Source organism: Spartinivicinus marinus (assembly GCF_026309355.1).
Taxonomy (GTDB): domain Bacteria; phylum Pseudomonadota; class Gammaproteobacteria; order Pseudomonadales; family Zooshikellaceae; genus Spartinivicinus; species Spartinivicinus marinus.
Genome location: NZ_JAPJZK010000001.1, coordinates 2,369,048 through 2,386,527 on the forward strand (window position 1 = coordinate 2,369,048; position 17,480 = coordinate 2,386,527).

The window sequence follows — 17,480 nt, forward strand, 5'->3', positions numbered from 1 at the left end:
TTTTTTGTTTTATCACACATTCTTAGTGCAATCTATAACGTACTATAACCAAGCGGTATAAATAAACCGCCTGATAAGCAATATGCTCATAATATTAAGACATTTCACTTCTCTCGGTGTATATGGTTTAACAAGCTTTATAATAGTTTAGCTATCAATTCTAAATAAGGGTAAACTTCGAGGCATAACATTTTTTGTTCAATGTATTTAAGCCCTTAGCGCAACTACAGGTCAATTAATGAATATTTCTCTCGGCATAGTCATGGACCCCATTAGCCAGATCAATTATCACAAAGATAGTTCATTGGCGATGTTACTTGCTGCTCAGGCTAAAGGCTGGCAACTGTTTTATATGGAGCAGTGCGACCTTTACCAAAAAAATGGTGTAGCCAAAGGCCTAATGCAAGAACTATCTGTTCAAGCCGACTCTAATGTTCAAGCCGACTCTAATAATTGGTTTGCATTAGGTAAAGCCCATGATAAACCATTGGCTGAGCTTAGTGTGATTTTAATGCGCAAAGACCCACCGTTTGATAACGAATACATCTATAGCACCTATTTATTAGAGCAAGCAGAACAACACGGCACATTGGTGGTGAATAAGCCACAAAGTTTACGTGATTGTAACGAAAAATTCTTTGCAACTCATTTCCCCGAATTAATGCCTGCTAGTTTAATTAGCCGACGCGCAGATAAATTAAAAGAATTTGCCAGCGAGTATCAAGAGGTTATTTATAAACCACTAGATGGTATGGGTGGCAGCTCTGTATTTAAAGTAAAACACCCTGACCCAAATACCAATGTTATTTTGGAAACACTAACAAATTTTGGCCAACAACAAATTATGGCACAACAGTTTGTGCCTGACATAAAAACAGGCGACAAGCGTATTCTAATGATTAATGGCGAGCCTGTCCCTTACTCATTAGCACGAATTCCTCCAGAAGGTGAAATTCGTGGCAATTTAGCCGCAGGTGGTTCAGGTGTTGCCCAACCACTTACAGAAAAAGATAAGCAGATAGCCGCAACCATTGGGCCTGTATTAAAGCAAAAAGGGCTCATTTTTGTTGGCTTGGATGTTATTGGCGACTATCTTACAGAAATCAATGTAACCAGCCCAACCTGCATCAGAGAGATTGATAACGCCTACAATTTAAACATTGCAGGACAATTAATGGATACTATTTACCAAAAGATAAAAGGTGCAAGCTGATTCATAGACTTTTATATGTAATGTTGGCAGACTCGGCGGTTTGTTTGAATTAGGTTCCTGTATAAGGCTGTAAAGTGCAGTTTTATCACATGGGCATATGACTTAGGTTTGGATGTAGAAGCAGATGGCTATCGCAGAAGCATACGCACATAATTCATCAACGGACAGGCTATTATTTGCGACCTTTGTTGCTATTGGTGCCCACTTATTGCTCTTGCTTATCAGCTTTGACTTACTTGATCCACCCAAGATGAGTAAAGCAATTGAGATTACCCTTGCCTCCTACGAAAGCCAAAAGCGCCCAGATAAAGCAGACTTTCTGGCTCAGGCTGATCAAGAGGGTAGTGGTACCTTAGAAGAAAAAGCCCGACCAACCACCAACCAACAAGCTCAAATTGCTGACACTAAGCATCGTAAAATATCTCCACAGCCTCAAGAGCAAGTAGTCAAACAACAAGAAGCACAAAAGTCGGATGTTGTAACAACAACTAGTCGTTCAAAACAACGGGTCACAGCAGATACTAAACAACAGAAAAAGCAAAAAACCAATCGTCGTGAAAAAACTAAGCAGTTTATTGAAATAAGTGCTGAAGTTGCTGCGGTGCAAGCTCAGCTTGATCAACAAGTGCAAGAGTATGCTAAGCGACCAAAAATTCATCGGATTACAGCAGCATCTACCATGCGAGACAAAGGTGCTTTTTATAAAGAAGCCTGGCGTCGCAAAGTTGAAAAAGTAGGTAATATCAACTACCCCGAAAAAGCTCGTCAAAGCAAAATTTATGGCAGCTTACGACTAGTCGCGATTATTAATGCTGATGGTAGCCTGGACCGAGTTGAAATTTCTTCATCTTCTGGCAAAAAAGTCCTTGATGATGCAGCTATTCGAATTGTGAAATTAGCTGCGCCTTACGCACCTTTTGGTGATGATTTAAGGGAATTTGATAAAGTCGAAATCATTCGAACCTTTCGTTTCGAAAAAGGCAATTATCTTTCAAGTTTTTAACAGCGACCAAAAAATTTCTAAGCTCGACCTTGTGTTCCCTTATACATACCCCAATACTTAGGGTTATGAAAACACAAGTGCCTGACAGTTTAAAAAATCGCTTTCTGATTGCTATGCCCCATTTAATGGACCCTAATTTTTCGCAATCAGTCACCTTTATTTGCGAGCATAACGATCAGGGCGCAATGGGGATTGTTATTAATCGGCCAACCCAATTAACCCTGGGCGAGATATTTCGTCAGGTTGGAATTGTGCCTGATTCAAATAACCGGTATCAAAGCGATCTTATTTATGCTGGTGGACCAGTAGAGCTTGAGCGTGGCTTTGTGCTTCACACCCCCGGTCAGCACCAGTGGGACTCAAGTATTGCAGTATCCCCCAGTATTCAGCTGACCACCTCGAAAGATATTTTGCAAGCAATGGCTAAGAATCATGGCCCCGACAATGCGCTAGTAGCACTTGGCTATGCAGGTTGGGAAGCAGGCCAGCTGGAACGAGAAATAAAAGATAACGCCTGGCTTACTTGTGATGCTGAACCATCCATTTTATTTCAAACCCCGATGGAAAAACGGTTGGAAGCAGCTGCCGCATTAATTGGGGTGGATTTGCATCTACTCTCCACAGAAGTCGGTCACGCCTGATACCCTTCGCTTTGGCTATCTTCAACTCAATATAAATATTTCTGTGATTATTGATTTTTCTTTACCTAAATTAGACGACAAAATCAGCCAAATTATGGCTTTTGATTTTGGCACAAAAAATATTGGGGTTGCCATTGGCCAACGGGTCACTGGTACCAGCTCTCCTCTGCCTACAATTAGAGCGCATGATGGCGCCCCCAACTGGCAAACACTGGAGCAACTTATTCAAGAGTGGCAGCCAGATGCATTCTTAGTGGGTATACCACTCAATATGGATGGGACTATGGGTGAGATGGGAATACGTGCAAGGAAGTTTGCAAATCGCCTTCATGGGCGTTTTGGCAAGCCCTGGTACCCTGCTGATGAGCGGCTATCGACAAGAAGTGCCAAAGAAAAGGCAGATGAAATAGGCCATCGGAGAAACTATCAAGAGCGGCCAGTTGATAGCCTAGCCGCACTGGTTTTACTGGAAGAGTGGCTTGCCCAACTAGCAGCCCAAGAAAGCTCCTAGACATACAAAATATAGCCACAGTGAAAGGTTTTTAGGGGGCTGGCTTACTACTGTAAAGCTAGCGATAGCCACACTAATTGAAATAAAAAGTGCTAGCTGGGCCGTCGAGCGATGAGTTCCAGTAGCACTTTCTTATGAAGTAAAGCTGCTACCGCAAGTCTTACAGTAGCAGACTTGCCCCCAGGAGCTTATAAGTAATAAGTGACTGGGGTGAAGAGCGAAGACAACAAACCATAAAAAGCTTTCGCGAAGGCTATTAGAACATCTTTCTTGGTTCTTCCTCCTCTTGAATACTCAACGCATCCGCCACACTGGTTAGGTGATCAGAGTCAGTTTCTGAGCCAAGTTTGATCATCAAGCGTAAGTCGTTAGGTGAGTCTGCGTGAGCAAGGGCATCTTCGTAAGTAATTTCACCTGCGTTATAGAGCTTATACAATGCTTGGTCAAAGGTCTGCATACCCAACTCATTGGACTTTTGCATCAATGGTTTTAGCTCATGCACTGATCCTTTACGTATCAAATCTGATGCAAGAGGCGTATTCAACAGAACCTCCACCACGGCTCGACGAGCTTTACCATCTGGGGTAGGAACCAATTGCTGGGCAACGATTGCTCGCATATTTAGTGACAAGTCCATCCAGGTCTGACTGTGCCGATCAGCAGGGAAGAAGTGGATAATCCGATCTAGCGCCTGGTTAGCATTGTTAGCGTGTAGAGTAGCCAGACATAAATGCCCTGTTTCAGCGAATGCAACAGCATAATCCATGGTTTCTCGCGAACGAATCTCACCAATTAAAATGACATCAGGGGCCTGACGCAGGGTGTTTTTCAAGGCAATTTCAAAACTGTCAGTATCAATACCCACTTCTCGCTGGGTAATAATACAGCCACGGTGCTGGTGAATATATTCAATGGGGTCTTCGATGCTAATTATATGCCCTGTGCTATTTTGGTTACGATGACCAATCATGGCTGCCAGCGATGTCGATTTACCCGTACCTGTCGCGCCTACAAATATGACCAAGCCACGTTTTGTCATGGCTAAATCTTTAATAACTGAAGGCAGGCCTAAGTCATCCACTTCAGGGATATTGGTTTCAATCCGCCTTAATACCATACCAACCAAATTGCGCTGATAAAAAGCACTTACCCGAAACCGACCAACCCCTCTGGCACTCAAAGCAAATTGGCACTCACGCTTTTCATTAAACTCTCGGCGCTGAGACTCATTCATCACACCATAAACGGTCTCACGGGTTTTTTCCGGGCTGAGGTTAGTTTTGGTGATGGGGACAATTTTGCCATGCACCTTCATGCTTGGTGGCACCCCAGCAGTAATAAAAAGGTCTGAAGACCCTTTTTCAACCATTAACTTTAAAATCTTATTAATTTCCATACCTGCACCATTTGAAAAAGCAGGAACAACAGTATGCTGCTTAAAGTATCACTTCTTGATTAAGTCTAGTGGCACTTCTCTAAAATAGCCTGCAACTTCAGAATAAGTACGGCTAACAGCTCAGTTGCTGTCACCCGTCATTTAAAGCTTTCTTAAAAGCTATCTGGAATTTTGGCTTTTTCTTTAGCTGCATCACGACCAATAATGCCTTTTTGCAGAAGGTCTTTCAGGCATTGGTCTAAAGTCTGCATCCCCAAGCTACCGCCGGTTTGAATAGATGAATACATTTGGGCAACCTTATCCTCACGAATCAAGTTACGGATTGCAGGGGTACCAATCATGATTTCATGGGCTGCCACTCGCCCACCGCCAATTTTTTTCAATAGGGTTTGTGAGATTACAGCCTGTAATGATTCAGACAACATAGACCGGACCATATCTTTTTCCTGTGCCGGGAATACATCCACTACCCGGTCAATGGTTTTAGCCGCAGAAGTGGTATGCAAGGTGCCAAAGACCAAGTGACCTGTTTCAGCGGCGGTAAGTGCCAAACGAATAGTTTCCAAGTCACGCATCTCACCTACCAGAATAATATCCGGGTCTTCCCGAAGGGCAGAGCGCAGAGCTTCACTAAACCCTAAGGTGTCACGATGTACCTCACGCTGGTTAACCAGACATTTTTTGGATTCATGCACAAACTCGATAGGGTCCTCGATGGTTAGAATATGTTCATAGCGATTTTCATTAATATAATCCATCATCGCGGCAAGTGTCGTACTCTTACCTGAACCGGTTGGCCCAGTTACCAGTACTATTCCTCTTGGATAGCCGGCAATATCTTTAAACACTTTGCCCATTCCCAACTCTTCCATTGATAGAACTTTAGATGGGATGGTTCGGAATACCGCCGCAGCGCCTCGGTTTTGGTTAAAAGCATTTACCCGGAAACGAGCAACACCTGGCACTTCAAATGAAAAGTCAGTTTCAAGAAATTCTTCATAATCCTTACGCTGCTTATCATTCATAATGTCATAAATCAGTGCATGGACCTGTTTATGATCTAAAGCTGGTAAGTTAATTCGCCTGACATCACCATCTATTCTGATCATTGGTGGCAGCCCGGCAGAAATATGTAAGTCAGATGCCCCCTGCTTAGCACTGAAGGCAAGCAACTCAGTTATGTCCATGCTGGTTCCTCAATTATTTTTCTTGCTTTGTTACAACTGCAGCTAGTTTTACTACAACAATTATTGGTTACTGCAAAAATTATACAACGCCTGAAGTCAATAGGCCCTAACATTTTGATTTGTTAGCACATCGTTTATTATCAGAAGAGCTTGCTCCCCTAACATCACGAAAGCTTAAAAGTGTTTATTAATGACCATAGCAAACAATCTAGACTCTGTTCGTCAACAAATTGCGAAAGCTGCTGCCACTAGCTCATATAAACAACAAGTAAAATTGCTTGCAGTTAGTAAAACCAAACCTGCTGAGTTAATTCGTTCAGCTTACGAAGCAGGCCAAACTGAGTTTGGTGAAAATTACTTGCAGGAAGCCCTTGATAAGCAGAAACACCTGCAAGATTTACCACTGACCTGGCACTTTATTGGGCCTATTCAATCAAATAAAACCAAACAGATTGCCCAGCATTTCGACTGGGTACATAGTGTTGATCGACTTAAAGTTGCCACTCGCCTAAACGAAGCGAGAGCAGAAATTGGCACTCTCCCTTTAAATATTTGTTTACAAGTCAATATTAGCAGTGAAGCAAGCAAGTCAGGTGTATCTCTAACTGAATTATCTGAACTAGCCAGTGCTATTTGCTCGTTACCTCATTTATCCCTACGAGGGATAATGGCAATCCCTGCCCCAACAGAAGATCAAGTACAGCAGCGTGCAAATTTTGCTCAACTGGCTAGTGCGCTACAACTGTTACAGAAGCAACTACCAGAGGCTCCTCTCGATACATTATCAATGGGAATGAGCAATGACCTAGAAGCAGCCATTTTAGAAGGGGCTACTTATGTCAGAGTAGGTACGGCAATTTTTGGGCAACGTCCTCCAGTTAAACCAGAGAATAAATAGATGAAAGCAGATAAGACAATCGCATTTCTTGGGGCTGGCAACATGGCCAGAAGTATCATTGGTGGATTAGTTCAGCAAAGCTACCCTTCTCAATCCATTTGGGCAACTGCTCGCAGCCAAACCACCTTGGATAAAATACCTGCTCAATGGCAAATCCAAACAACCTCTGATAATAAAACTGCCGTGCAACAGGCAAATATTGTCGTATTAGCGGTCAAACCTAAACAGCTAAAGGATGTGCTGGCAACGTTAGCACCTGTTATTGTCAACAATAAACCTTTACTGGTATCTGTAGCAGCAGGTATTCCCACTAGCCAAATTGCCAGCTGGGCAGGCGACAACTCTCTAGCCGTTATTCGCAGTATGCCCAACACGCCTTCGTTAGTAGGTAAAGGAGCAACAGGACTTTATGCGAATAAGCATACGACACAGGCGGATAAAGATTTTATTACCGAACTATTTGCTACCATTGGTAACAGTACCTGGGTTGAAGATGAGGAACTACTTCATGCAGTAACTGCTGTATCAGGCAGTGCTCCGGCTTATTTTTTTCTGCTACTTGAGTCAATGGTCGCTACAGCAAAAAAAATGGGGCTTACTGAACAAGATGCAATTAAGTTGGCTTCACAAACAGCCATTGGCGCTGGTTTAATGGCACAACAAGGCGAATATACTGTTACTGAATTAAAACAACAAATCATGTCACCTGGTGGCACCACTGAACAAGCGATTCAGTTTTTTGAGCAAAATGGCTTTAAGTCCTTAGTAAATGATGCAATGGAAGCCTGTTATCAACGCTCAGTAGAAATGGCAACTGAATACAAGTAATCCAACTGTTTACGATTAGCACTAAGGATTAGAGAAAAACTTATGGATACACTGCAAATGGTTTTAGGCCTGATAATATGGTTTGTCGGGGAGCTTTATGTACTTGCGGTACTGTTAAGGTTTATTTTGCAGCTGATTAAAGCGGATTTTTACAATCCTATTTCTCAGGCTGTGGTAAAAGCAACTACTCCACCTCTTATACCGCTAAGGCGCTTTATCCCCAGCATAGCCGGTTCAGACACTGCTAGCCTAGTGCTAGCTTTATTAGTTCAAATAGTTCTGGTGTATTTAATTTCATTAATTGGTGGAGTGTCGCCGCTTAGTTTACATTTTGGCATGGTAATAGTTGCCTCAATTGCTGGCTTATTAGGCATTCTGCTTAATTTTTATATGTTTGCAGGCATTATCATTGCCATAGCAAGTTTTATTGCACCAGGTAGCTATAGTCCCGCACTAATGCTGCTTAATCAGCTATTTGAGCCCATGAGCAAACGAATCAGACAAGTTATTCCACCCTTGGGGGGCTTAGATTTTTCCATTATGGTGGTATTTTTAGGCATTTATGTTCTAAAGCTGGTAACCGTGAATGCCTTAAAAGGTATTGCTTTAGCAGATATTGGTCTGCGGTTTTTTCTTAGCTATATATAAAGAAGCTGAATATAAAAAAACCTAGGGGCACTTCTAATAACTGTTTATGGCCTCTGTGTAATCTGACAGGGTCTTGAAAGGCGACTTGTGATGCGTAAGGCTGACTGCCTTTCCAAACAAGCTAACCCAGTGCAAGACAGCAAACAATTATTAGAGGTGCCCTTAGGCTATCCGTGCCAAGCACTGCCTGCTAGTTATTTCAAATTATTTTCAGTATAAAGTGAGTAGTGCTTTTATCAATCACCTATTGACCATCTCAAGTCACAAGTATAACGACACATCGTAACTACTGAGCATAAAAAGACCAACCCTATAACTGCCAAACGAATACGACAATTAACAGACTATGTTCGCCCTTAGGCTTTCACACTATTTATACAATCAATTTCCCTTATCGGCTTAAATTCGTGTTATCTATCACAGAGCTGTAATTTTTTTGTAGTGATTAATTGACCCTTTCCACGCCTCTTCGTTTAATTAAATATAGTGCGGCACTTTTAATTTAGAATATGCAGCACTAGGCCCACAACTGGTCTAAAGAAGCTGGCTAAGTATAAAGGAAGTCGCCGCATTTAAGGGTAGTGGTACCAAGCAATGAACACGAGCAGTTTAACAAAACAACTTGAACAATATATAGACTGGAAACGGAAAGCCAACAGTCAGCTCTCCCAATATACTGGTTGGTTGTCTAAAAACCAACTTAGTTCCCCAGAGATAGAAGACCTTATTTTACGTGCCAAACAGAAGCTGGTTGATGATGCTATTACCTTGTCTTTTGTAGGTGAGTCATCACGGGGAAAAACAGAGCTGATCAATGCTTTGTTTTCTTCTCAGTTTGGTCAAAAGCTGTTTCCTTCTGAAGTGGGCCGTACCACCATGTGTCCAACAGAAGTGTTATCAGATAAAACAGCTACCAATGCTTATATCAGATTACTCCCCATTGAAACACGTAAAACTGAGCGCACCATTGCTAGCTATAAAGCATCACCTGATGAATGGGTAACCATCAGCTTACCAGGCAATAATCCAGCTGAAATGGCCAAGGCATTCAATGAAGTATCGCGTAATCGCCATGCCAGCTATGAAGAAGCTCGGCAACTCGGGTTTAGCCCTGGTGCTTTGGAAGCTAGTGAAACCACACCAGGTAAAGTGATTATCCCTGCCTGGCGTTATGCGGTAATTAGTTTTGCTCACCCCCAACTCAATCACGGGCTGCGCATTATTGACACCCCCAGCTTGAACAGTTATGGCTGCGAGCCTGAGCTAGCACTGGATATTCTCAATCACAGCCATGCTGTAGTGTTTGTAGTCAGTGCAGAGAAAAACATCAGCATTAATGACTTGGCTGTTTGGAAGTTTTATTTAAAACAAATTCAAGATGACCCAACAGTTCAGCTACTCACTGTATTAAATAAAGTCGACCTGCTATGGGATGACTTAGAAGGTGAGCGCTATGCCCAGCTCACGATCGCCCAACGACAAAAATCTATTGCTAAAAAACTAGGCTTAGCTGCAGAAAGCATTTTACCTGTTTCTGCCAAGCATGCCCTGCTGGGTAAAGTGCGCGAAAATCAACGACAAATTAGTCGCAGCAATATCGATGCATTAGAGCAAGCGCTGAGTGAGCGAGTTAATGAGCATCAAACTAAACTGGCTACTACTCCAATTTTGCAAAGCACCCTAGCCATGATGAAGAACAGCCGTGACTCCATGCGGTTACGGTTAGAAGACTTAAAAGCCCAGCACCAGCTTATAGGTAAAAGCACTGGTGAGAACAAAACTATCATTGAAGAATTAAATACCCAAACCAAGGCAGAGTTTCAGAATTACCACAAGCGGCTACTCACTTTAAAATCTAATCGCCGTTTACTATCTAGACAAGCAGAACTATTAAGCACTGCAGCTAACACCCCACAGTTTAGTCGCCTTGCTAATAAGCTTAAAAGTAGTATCAGTGAGCAGTGGACCCCAGGTGCTGGTCTTGCCCAAGGTATTGCTGACTTTTTCAGGTCTTTATATTTAGACTTAAATAATTTGAAGCTTGAAGTGAGTATGGCAAACAAAATGGCCAGCTCATTATATGAGCGCTATCAACCAAAGCATGATGAACTGACTTTACCTGTTCCTCATATCGATTTAGAGTTCTACACTCAACAGTTCCGGTCTTTACAAACCCGCTCAGAAGGGTTTAACCAACAACTTACTGCTCAATCACCAGAGACAGGGCCGATCCCTACTCGCTTATTTAACACATTAATTAACCAAATTAATCAAGCCCTAAAGCTGCTAAAAGAGGAAACTACTCAATGGGCAAACAATGTACTGCAACCATTACTACAGCATACTTTAGAGCAAAAGCAGCTCACTGAGCAGCAAATGGTTCAGTTGCGTAACCTAACAATGGATGCCCAAAGTATTCTTTGGCGCTCAGAAAAGATCAGCTTATTTATTAATGATACAGCTAAACAGCTAGAGCTAGCCGATGGCTTTCTGGGTCAATCTAATAACAACGCTGAACCAGAGCCTATAATACAAGATGAGTGGCCCTCTACTCTGTAATTTTTCATGCCTCCTTCCTATTTTCAATCCCCTCTTCCTCGGGATAGGGGGTCACTGGCTGCTTCAATTAGTGCACGATAGCGGCCTTAATACTTATAAGAGCGTTAGTTAGAACGGGGGAGGGTGTTTTCCAAAGCCCTTCAAATAACTTACTAAGCTAATAGCTATAGTACAGACTTCTGTTTATTATACTCTTCGTCTTGGGTATACAACCCATAATCCCCATTTGCTATACGACAGTTTCGTTCAAGATACCCTAAAAACTATTCAAAAAGGGTATAAAGGAGTGAAGTAAGCTAATCATGCCAGAACAAATTCCACCCGACTCGGTAGGCTTGGTTGAACCCCAGTTAGCTATTTTTAACACCCCTTTGGAGCTTGCTTGTGGCCAAACCCTACCTCATTATGAGTTAGCCTACGAAACCTATGGCAAGCTAAATAGCAATAAATCGAATGCTGTATTGATTTGTCACGCACTCAGTGGTCACCACCACGCTGCTGGCTTCCATAGTATGGAAGATCGCAAGCCAGGCTGGTGGGATAACTACATTGGCCCAGGCAAGCCAATTGATACCAACCATTTTTTTGTGGTGGCTTTAAATAACCTCGGCGGTTGTCATGGCTCTACTGGGCCAAACAGCGTTAACCCTGCCACCAAAAAGCTTTATGGACCAGAGTTCCCAATAGTAACAGTTAAAGACTGGGTGAATAGCCAGGCCAGGCTAGCAGACATGCTTAGTATTGAGCAGTGGGCTGCTATCATAGGCGGTAGCTTAGGAGGCATGCAGGCCCTGCAATGGTCCATCGACTACCCTGAGCGGCTCAAGCATGCTGTGATTATAGCCTCTGCCCCAAAATTAACAGCACAAAATATTGCATTTAATGAAGTTGCCCGACAAGCCATTATGTCTGATGAAGGCTTTCATAATGGCTGGTACAAAGAGCAAAATGATTACCCTAAAAAAGGGTTAATGCTTGCCAGAATGGTTGGCCATATCACTTACCTTTCTGACGATGCCATGCGGCAAAAATTCGGCAGAGAATTACGCTCTGGCGCAATTAATTTTGATTTTGGTGCAGAGTTTCAGGTTGAAAGTTATTTACGTTACCAGGGTGAAGTTTTCTCTGAAAATTTTGATGCAAATACTTACCTGCTAATGACCAAAGCCCTAGATTACTTTGATCCTGCAAAAGATTATAACGATGACTTAGTGGCCGCATTAAGTCATGCCAGCTGCCAGTTTTTTATTATGTCATTCACGACAGATTGGCGCTTTTCTCCCGAACGCTCCAAAGACATAGTTGATGCACTGATTTCTGCCAAAAAAAATGTGAGCTACCTGGACATAGATGCGCCAGAAGGCCATGACGCATTTTTACTACCAATCCCTCGCTATCGAAATGCTTTTAAAGCTTATTTAGCCCGTATTGCCAATGAGGTGAAAGCCAATGAGAACTGACTTTCAAATTATTCAGGCATGGATTGACCCTCAATCCAGGGTGCTAGACCTAGGCTGTGGTGATGGTTCTTTTCTGAAGTATTTACAGGAACACAAACAAACCCTGGGTTATGGTTTAGAAATTGATCCTGATAATATTGAACGCTGCGTTACAAAAGGCATTAATGTTATTGAACAAGACTTAGATAAAGGGCTTAGCAATTTTGTCGATAATAGTTTTGATACTGTATTAATGGCTCAAGCACTACAGGCTGTTCACTACCCTCACTTAGTGTTAGAGGAAATGTTAAGAATTGGTCGCGAGTGTATTATCACTTTCCCCAACTTTGGTCATTGGCGTTGCCGATTTTACCTAACCCAGCGAGGCAAAATGCCTGTATCCAAGTTCATGCCCTACACCTGGTATGACACCCCGAACATCCACTTCTGTACTTTTAAAGACTTTGAAGAGCTTTGCCAGCAGAAACAAGTGAGAATTCTTAACCGTATGGTAGTAGACCAAACTCACCGTGGTGATTGGTTGTCACGACTACTACCAAACCTGTTTGGGGAAATAGCCATCTACCATCTCACTCGTTAGTGTGAGCTGGAGTATACTTTAATCAATAGCCGCTTAGGCTACGATCAGCGAGTCAGCTTAACAAACAAGGGCAGTCAGCCATGATGAAAGTCAATCTAAACTTGATGGGTTATGTTGCAGTGATTTTTGCTTATTTATTAAGCCCATCAGTTAATGCAGAAACCAAATCGTTTAACGACTATACAGTTCATTACTCTGTCTTCAACAGCACTTTTTTACAGCCTAATGTCGCTGCACAATATGGTATTCCACGGGGTAAGCGTGAAGGTGTAATTAATATTTCTGTACAAAAAAAACAACAAGACAGCAACAAACCAATCAGTGCGATATTGAATGGAAAAGTCATCAACCTAATTCAACAATCACAAACGCTCTCATTTAAAAAAATCGAAGAAGGCACCGCTGTTTATTATTTAGCACCTTTTGAATTTACCAACGAAGAACAGCTAAAATTTACTGTAGAAATTCAGCCCGATCCTAACCAGGCCCCCTTCGAGCTTAACTTCCAGCACAAGTTATACGAGGAATAATCTATTTATGTCAGGCAATATTCAGCAAGTGGTACTAGCAAGCAATAACTTAGGTAAGCTGAACGAATTTCAACACTTACTGGGGGGGCTAAATTTTAAGATGTTGCCCCAAAAGCAATTTGGTATCCAATCAGTAGCAGAAACGGGTCTTACTTTTGTTGAAAATGCCATTTTAAAAGCACGCCATGCTTCAAGCATTGCTAGGCTGCCAGCACTTGCTGATGACTCTGGCTTAGAGGTGGATGCTCTCAATGGTGCCCCAGGCATTTACTCTGCCCGCTTTGCTGGCGAAGCAGCATCAGATGCTGATAACAACCAGAAATTATTACAACTACTAGAAGGCAAGTCTCCCAGTGAGCGTACTGCCCGCTTCCACTGTGTGCTGGTTTACCTAAAGCACCCGGCAGATCCAACTCCCCTTATCTGTCATGGCACTTGGGAAGGTATCATTTTAGAAGAAGTGCGTGGTGACAATGGCTTTGGTTATGACCCGTTATTTTTTGTGCCATCTGAGCATTGTACATCTGCAGAGCTTCCCTCAAACCTGAAAAACAAACTCAGCCATCGTGCTCAAGCAATGCAGAAATTGTTAACGAAATTAAAAAAGAGTTAGCAAAACCTTTCTCATATGGTTTTAATCTCTTGGGTATGTAGCTAGCTAAAGTCGTATATTGTGATCAAATTACCCCCTTTAAGCCTTTATATTCATGTACCTTGGTGTGTGCGTAAATGCCCTTACTGTGACTTTAACTCACACACCTCCCCTCAACAAATACCCGAAATGGATTATATTGATGCATTAGTTCAGGACTTTATTCAGGAACAGGCGCTCATTCAAAATCGAGAACTACAGAGTATTTTTTTTGGTGGCGGAACTCCCAGTCTGCTTTCAGCCAATGCAATAAAAGACTTATTAAGCCGACTAAAAACTCATATTCAATTTGCAAAAACGATAGAAATAACACTGGAAGCCAACCCAGGCACATTTGAACAGGAAAAGTTTGCAGGCTTCTTCCAGGCTGGGATTAACCGGCTCTCTATTGGTATACAAAGCTTTAATCCAGAGCATTTAACTGTGCTTGGGCGTATTCACAACTCAGATGAAGCGCTGCTAGCAGTTGATATTGCCAAACAAGCTGGCTTTGAAAATATTAATCTAGATTTAATGCATGGCTTGCCTAACCAGACAGTTGAACAAGCGTTAGTCGATATAAACACAGCGATTGCTGCCGAACCAACTCATATATCCTGGTATCAACTGACCATTGAGCCTAATACGGTCTTTTTCTCAAAGCCACCCAAGCTCCCCGTTGATGATCTGCTATGGGATATCCAGCAAGCTGGCCAGGCTTTGTTAGCGCAACAAAATTACCAACAATATGAGGTTTCTGCTTATAGTAAGCCAGGTAGACCAGCACAACATAATTTGAATTACTGGCAGTTTGGCGACTTTATCGGCATTGGTGCAGGAGCCCACGGTAAGCTCACTGATTTAACCCAACAACAGATTATACGTCGATGGAAGACTCGGTTACCTAAAGACTATTTAAACCCAGAGAAAACTTTTGTTGCTGGCGAACGGGTAATTACAACATCAGAACTTCCCTTAGAATTTATGATGAATGCCATGCGATTAACAGCAGGTGTTCCCCTTAGCTATTTTAGTGAACGCACCGGAATTTCTGTCGAGTCAATAAAAACAGACTTAAAAAGAGCGGTAAACAAAGAGCTGCTTGATATATCCAATGACACAGTCAAACCTACTCTATTGGGTACTCAGTATCTAAACGATCTGCTCGAATTTTTTATGAGTTAAAGAATAAACTATGGATGCATTTTTAGATATTTTTAGCCAACTATCGCTATGGTGCAAAAAGTACAGTTACGAGACGGCATTAGCTATTATGGCTACATTAATTGTACTGTTTGGCAATAAAGTTAACCTGGCAATAAAACGTCACATTAATCGCTTTAATTTTATAATCCGAACTGCCGTATTTATACTGGTTTGTGCTGTTGGTTATGGTGCTGCACTAATCTTTTTAACCCCCTGGCTAGCCGACATACTCGTTTCACTACACAACCTTATACTCTCACCAATATTGTTGTTTTTATTTATTGGTATAGGGATGATCGCAGATAGAAACTACTAAACGGTCCTCTAATAATTGTTTTATGACCTCTGCGCAACCTGACGAACTCTTGCACAAGACGGCTTGCGAAGTGTCCGTCAGACAGCGAAGAGCATATTAGACAGCCCACACCACCCTCACGGCTAGAAACAGCAAGATCACTCCAGACACTCGATCTATCCAAATGGCTTGTTGACGGATAGCGCTCAGTATTTTTGGGATGGTCAATAAAAATGCAACCAAACTATACCAGAGCCCATCAATAACTAATGGCGTGGAAACTAAAGCAACTTGACTAGAAAGGTCTGAACTTGCAGAAACATACTGGCTAAAAAGAGCTAGAAAGAATAGTCCCAGCTTGGGATTCAACAGGGAAATCATAGCCCCATCTTTAGCCGCTTTGCTATAACTGGCTGTTTGATGGGATTTTAGTTGATTGACCAAGCCCCCTTTAGAGCTAAGCGCTTTGAAACCCAACCATGCCAAATAGGCTGCACCACCATAAGCAATTATTTTGAACAAAAGTGGAGACTGCTGTAGAACAATAGACAACCCTAATAAACTACACAGTGCATATAATGCAACGCCTAATGCATGCGCCCAGGCCGTGCAAAAACCATGTAATCGACTGCTACCCACTGTGTGCTGAATGACCACAGCCAGGCTAGGACCTGGAGTCATTGCACCTAACAGACAAATTAATACCAGGGATAGCCAAAGACTAAATTCCATAAGGAATAAAACTCCACTACTAATAAAAAAGGCAGGGTTTGCTTTCCGGGCATAGATTAGCAATCTAGGCTTATGATAAGAAATTAAAAATAGTAGAGTTAGTCATGATTATTACTCATAACCTGTAATGGAGAGTAGATAGATCCTTTAAGCTGAGTAATCAGCATTCCACGCGCCCAAATATGCGCCTGATCTATATCGTATTTAGGATGCCAGATTAGCCAGTATTTATGGATAGGCATTGGAATCGGTAGCGATCGATAACAAATAGGAAAGTGCTTTGAGATATGCAAGGCAATATGCTCAGGAATCACCAGTAGTGCATCACTGCGACAAAGGATGTTTATTGCAGTCGAAAATAGGGGGACTTTCAGTTGAATATGACGTTGCTTCTGAATGGAAGTCAGATAAGTATCTACAAAGCTGTCTTTTTCTCCTCCCGCCGTAATTGAAATATGAGGATAACTCAACAGGTCTGATAGTGATATATCAGGTCTCTGCTGAGCAAAAGGATGTGTTTTTGCCATGACACAAACAGGGCCATCTTGGCCAATTAACTCCCCATAAATACCATCAGGTAGTTGATCCAACATAGTAGTCACAAACTCAATATCCAATTCACCCAATACCGATAACTGATCGGGTTGCCATAACTGATAATTCAGGGTTAAACCGGGTGCTTGCTGGGCAAAAGCCTCAAATATATCTGGAAAAATAAACTGCCCTACATAATCGGAAGAAGCCAATGTTAAACTACCTTGCCAGTGAGCAGGATCAAAATGCACAGGTGAGACTAAAGTATTAACTTGCTGAATAAGTACCTTTAACTCAGGCTCTAACTGTTTTGCTCTGGGAGTAGCTAATAATAGATTGCCTTGACGAACGAACAAGGGGTCTTGAAACAACTCTCTAAGCTGGCTGAGCTGTCGACTGACAGCAGATTGCGTCAAATTAAGTCGAGCAGCTGCTTTACTAACATGATTTTCTTGTAGCAGGATAAGCAGAGTCTGAAGCAAACCTAGGTTTATGTTTTTTGACATGTTGTGTTAGCCATATCCTGAACATTTAACTGATTAAACTAAATGTAATTCATATTACCTCAATGTGAAACATAGTGTGACCTGAGTAAAATAAGATAGCTGTAGAATAATTGAATAAAGAG

At 42.1% G+C, this 17,480-nt stretch carries 18 protein-coding genes; 14 read left to right on the forward strand and 4 right to left on the reverse strand.

The features are described 5' to 3' along the window. Positions 1 to 238: 238 nt before the first annotated feature. The 4 genes from gshB to ruvX all read left to right on the forward strand — a co-directional run bounded on the left by gshB (position 239) and on the right by ruvX (position 3,368). Positions 239 to 1,213, forward strand: a complete 975-nt coding sequence (gene gshB / locus OQE68_RS10630; RefSeq protein ID WP_180566536.1) for a glutathione synthase — start codon at positions 239 to 241, stop codon at positions 1,211 to 1,213. Positions 1,214 to 1,337: 124 nt separating this feature from the next. After that, a complete protein-coding gene (locus OQE68_RS10635; protein WP_180566537.1) occupies positions 1,338 to 2,216 on the forward strand; it encodes an energy transducer TonB in 879 nt (292 codons plus the stop codon). A 65-nt stretch (positions 2,217 to 2,281) separates the two neighbouring features. Beyond that, positions 2,282 to 2,857, forward strand: coding sequence for a YqgE/AlgH family protein (locus OQE68_RS10640; RefSeq protein ID WP_180566538.1), 576 nt, complete (start codon positions 2,282 to 2,284; stop codon positions 2,855 to 2,857). Next, complete coding sequence (ruvX, locus tag OQE68_RS10645; RefSeq protein ID WP_255490733.1) at positions 2,811 to 3,368, forward strand: Holliday junction resolvase RuvX; 558 nt, start codon at positions 2,811 to 2,813, stop codon at positions 3,366 to 3,368. Before OQE68_RS10640 ends, ruvX begins: the two co-directional genes overlap by 47 nt. Positions 3,369 to 3,624: 256 nt before the next feature. Here the strand turns inward: ruvX and OQE68_RS10650 are convergent, their stop codons facing one another. Together OQE68_RS10650 and OQE68_RS10655 are read right to left on the reverse strand one after the other, a co-directional pair. Next, positions 3,625 to 4,764, reverse strand: coding sequence for a PilT/PilU family type 4a pilus ATPase (locus OQE68_RS10650; protein WP_180566539.1), 1,140 nt, complete (start codon positions 4,762 to 4,764; stop codon positions 3,625 to 3,627). A gap of 152 nt (positions 4,765 to 4,916) precedes the next feature. Further along, positions 4,917 to 5,951 carry a type IV pilus twitching motility protein PilT gene (locus OQE68_RS10655; RefSeq protein WP_180566540.1) on the reverse strand — a complete coding sequence of 345 codons (1,035 nt, stop codon included), beginning with the start codon at positions 5,949 to 5,951 and terminating at the stop codon, positions 4,917 to 4,919. Positions 5,952 to 6,141: 190 nt separating this feature from the next. Here OQE68_RS10655 and OQE68_RS10660 point away from each other — a divergent pair, with 190 nt between their 5' ends. The 10 genes from OQE68_RS10660 (at position 6,142) to OQE68_RS10705 (ending at position 15,607) form a co-directional block, all read left to right on the forward strand. Next, complete coding sequence (locus OQE68_RS10660; RefSeq protein ID WP_180566541.1) at positions 6,142 to 6,849, forward strand: YggS family pyridoxal phosphate-dependent enzyme; 708 nt, start codon at positions 6,142 to 6,144, stop codon at positions 6,847 to 6,849. Beyond that, positions 6,850 to 7,677: a pyrroline-5-carboxylate reductase gene (gene proC / locus OQE68_RS10665; protein ID WP_180566542.1), complete on the forward strand. Its 828-nt coding sequence runs from the start codon at positions 6,850 to 6,852 to the stop codon at positions 7,675 to 7,677. Positions 7,678 to 7,719: 42 nt separating this feature from the next. After that, positions 7,720 to 8,325 carry a YggT family protein gene (locus OQE68_RS10670; RefSeq protein ID WP_180566543.1) on the forward strand — a complete coding sequence of 202 codons (606 nt, stop codon included), beginning with the start codon at positions 7,720 to 7,722 and terminating at the stop codon, positions 8,323 to 8,325. Positions 8,326 to 8,919: 594 nt separating this feature from the next. Then, entirely contained in the window at positions 8,920 to 10,884 is a 1,965-nt protein-coding gene (locus tag OQE68_RS10675; RefSeq protein WP_180566544.1) for a dynamin family protein, read from the forward strand. A 302-nt stretch (positions 10,885 to 11,186) separates the two neighbouring features. Continuing rightward, positions 11,187 to 12,344, forward strand: a complete 1,158-nt coding sequence (metX, locus tag OQE68_RS10680) for a homoserine O-succinyltransferase MetX (protein WP_180566545.1) — start codon at positions 11,187 to 11,189, stop codon at positions 12,342 to 12,344. Continuing rightward, positions 12,334 to 12,924: a methionine biosynthesis protein MetW gene (metW, locus tag OQE68_RS10685; RefSeq protein WP_180566546.1), complete on the forward strand. Its 591-nt coding sequence runs from the start codon at positions 12,334 to 12,336 to the stop codon at positions 12,922 to 12,924. Before metX ends, metW begins: the two co-directional genes overlap by 11 nt. 80 nt (positions 12,925 to 13,004) lie before the next feature. Further along, positions 13,005 to 13,454: a DUF4426 domain-containing protein gene (locus tag OQE68_RS10690; RefSeq protein ID WP_180566547.1), complete on the forward strand. Its 450-nt coding sequence runs from the start codon at positions 13,005 to 13,007 to the stop codon at positions 13,452 to 13,454. Between the two features lie 7 nt (positions 13,455 to 13,461). Next, positions 13,462 to 14,067 (forward strand): RdgB/HAM1 family non-canonical purine NTP pyrophosphatase, encoded by a 606-nt coding sequence (rdgB, locus tag OQE68_RS10695; protein WP_180566548.1) that lies wholly within the window; start codon positions 13,462 to 13,464, stop codon positions 14,065 to 14,067. A 60-nt stretch (positions 14,068 to 14,127) separates the two neighbouring features. Continuing rightward, positions 14,128 to 15,270 carry a radical SAM family heme chaperone HemW gene (hemW, locus tag OQE68_RS10700; protein WP_266195609.1) on the forward strand — a complete coding sequence of 381 codons (1,143 nt, stop codon included), beginning with the start codon at positions 14,128 to 14,130 and terminating at the stop codon, positions 15,268 to 15,270. Between the two features lie 10 nt (positions 15,271 to 15,280). Beyond that, the gene (locus OQE68_RS10705) at positions 15,281 to 15,607 is read left to right on the forward strand and encodes a DUF3392 family protein (RefSeq protein WP_180566549.1); all 327 of its coding nucleotides are present in this window, start codon (positions 15,281 to 15,283) and stop codon (positions 15,605 to 15,607) included. Positions 15,608 to 15,703: 96 nt separating this feature from the next. Here OQE68_RS10705 and OQE68_RS10710 read toward each other — a convergent pair whose 3' ends face one another. Continuing rightward, the gene (locus OQE68_RS10710) at positions 15,704 to 16,318 is read right to left on the reverse strand and encodes a LysE family translocator (protein ID WP_180566550.1); all 615 of its coding nucleotides are present in this window, start codon (positions 16,316 to 16,318) and stop codon (positions 15,704 to 15,706) included. Between the two features lie 98 nt (positions 16,319 to 16,416). Next, a complete protein-coding gene (locus OQE68_RS10715) occupies positions 16,417 to 17,358 on the reverse strand; it encodes a LysR family transcriptional regulator (protein WP_180566551.1) in 942 nt (313 codons plus the stop codon). Positions 17,359 to 17,480 lie beyond the last annotated feature (122 nt).

What these genes read in the sequence shown, in the direction of transcription:
- gshB (WP_180566536.1), top strand. Translation starts at nt 239, where the DNA reads ATGAATATTTCTCTCGGCATAGTCATGGACCCCATTAGCCAGATCAAT.
- OQE68_RS10635 (WP_180566537.1), top strand. Translation starts at nt 1,338, where the DNA reads ATGGCTATCGCAGAAGCATACGCACATAATTCATCAACGGACAGGCTA.
- OQE68_RS10640 (WP_180566538.1), top strand. Translation starts at nt 2,282, where the DNA reads ATGAAAACACAAGTGCCTGACAGTTTAAAAAATCGCTTTCTGATTGCT.
- OQE68_RS10650 (WP_180566539.1), bottom strand. Translation starts at nt 4,764, where the DNA reads ATGGAAATTAATAAGATTTTAAAGTTAATGGTTGAAAAAGGGTCTTCA.
- OQE68_RS10655 (WP_180566540.1), bottom strand. Translation starts at nt 5,951, where the DNA reads ATGGACATAACTGAGTTGCTTGCCTTCAGTGCTAAGCAGGGGGCATCT.
- OQE68_RS10660 (WP_180566541.1), top strand. Translation starts at nt 6,142, where the DNA reads ATGACCATAGCAAACAATCTAGACTCTGTTCGTCAACAAATTGCGAAA.
- proC (WP_180566542.1), top strand. Translation starts at nt 6,850, where the DNA reads ATGAAAGCAGATAAGACAATCGCATTTCTTGGGGCTGGCAACATGGCC.
- OQE68_RS10670 (WP_180566543.1), top strand. Translation starts at nt 7,720, where the DNA reads ATGGATACACTGCAAATGGTTTTAGGCCTGATAATATGGTTTGTCGGG.
- OQE68_RS10675 (WP_180566544.1), top strand. Translation starts at nt 8,920, where the DNA reads ATGAACACGAGCAGTTTAACAAAACAACTTGAACAATATATAGACTGG.
- metX (WP_180566545.1), top strand. Translation starts at nt 11,187, where the DNA reads ATGCCAGAACAAATTCCACCCGACTCGGTAGGCTTGGTTGAACCCCAG.
- metW (WP_180566546.1), top strand. Translation starts at nt 12,334, where the DNA reads ATGAGAACTGACTTTCAAATTATTCAGGCATGGATTGACCCTCAATCC.
- OQE68_RS10690 (WP_180566547.1), top strand. Translation starts at nt 13,005, where the DNA reads ATGATGAAAGTCAATCTAAACTTGATGGGTTATGTTGCAGTGATTTTT.
- rdgB (WP_180566548.1), top strand. Translation starts at nt 13,462, where the DNA reads ATGTCAGGCAATATTCAGCAAGTGGTACTAGCAAGCAATAACTTAGGT.
- OQE68_RS10705 (WP_180566549.1), top strand. Translation starts at nt 15,281, where the DNA reads ATGGATGCATTTTTAGATATTTTTAGCCAACTATCGCTATGGTGCAAA.
- OQE68_RS10710 (WP_180566550.1), bottom strand. Translation starts at nt 16,318, where the DNA reads ATGGAATTTAGTCTTTGGCTATCCCTGGTATTAATTTGTCTGTTAGGT.
- OQE68_RS10715 (WP_180566551.1), bottom strand. Translation starts at nt 17,358, where the DNA reads ATGTCAAAAAACATAAACCTAGGTTTGCTTCAGACTCTGCTTATCCTG.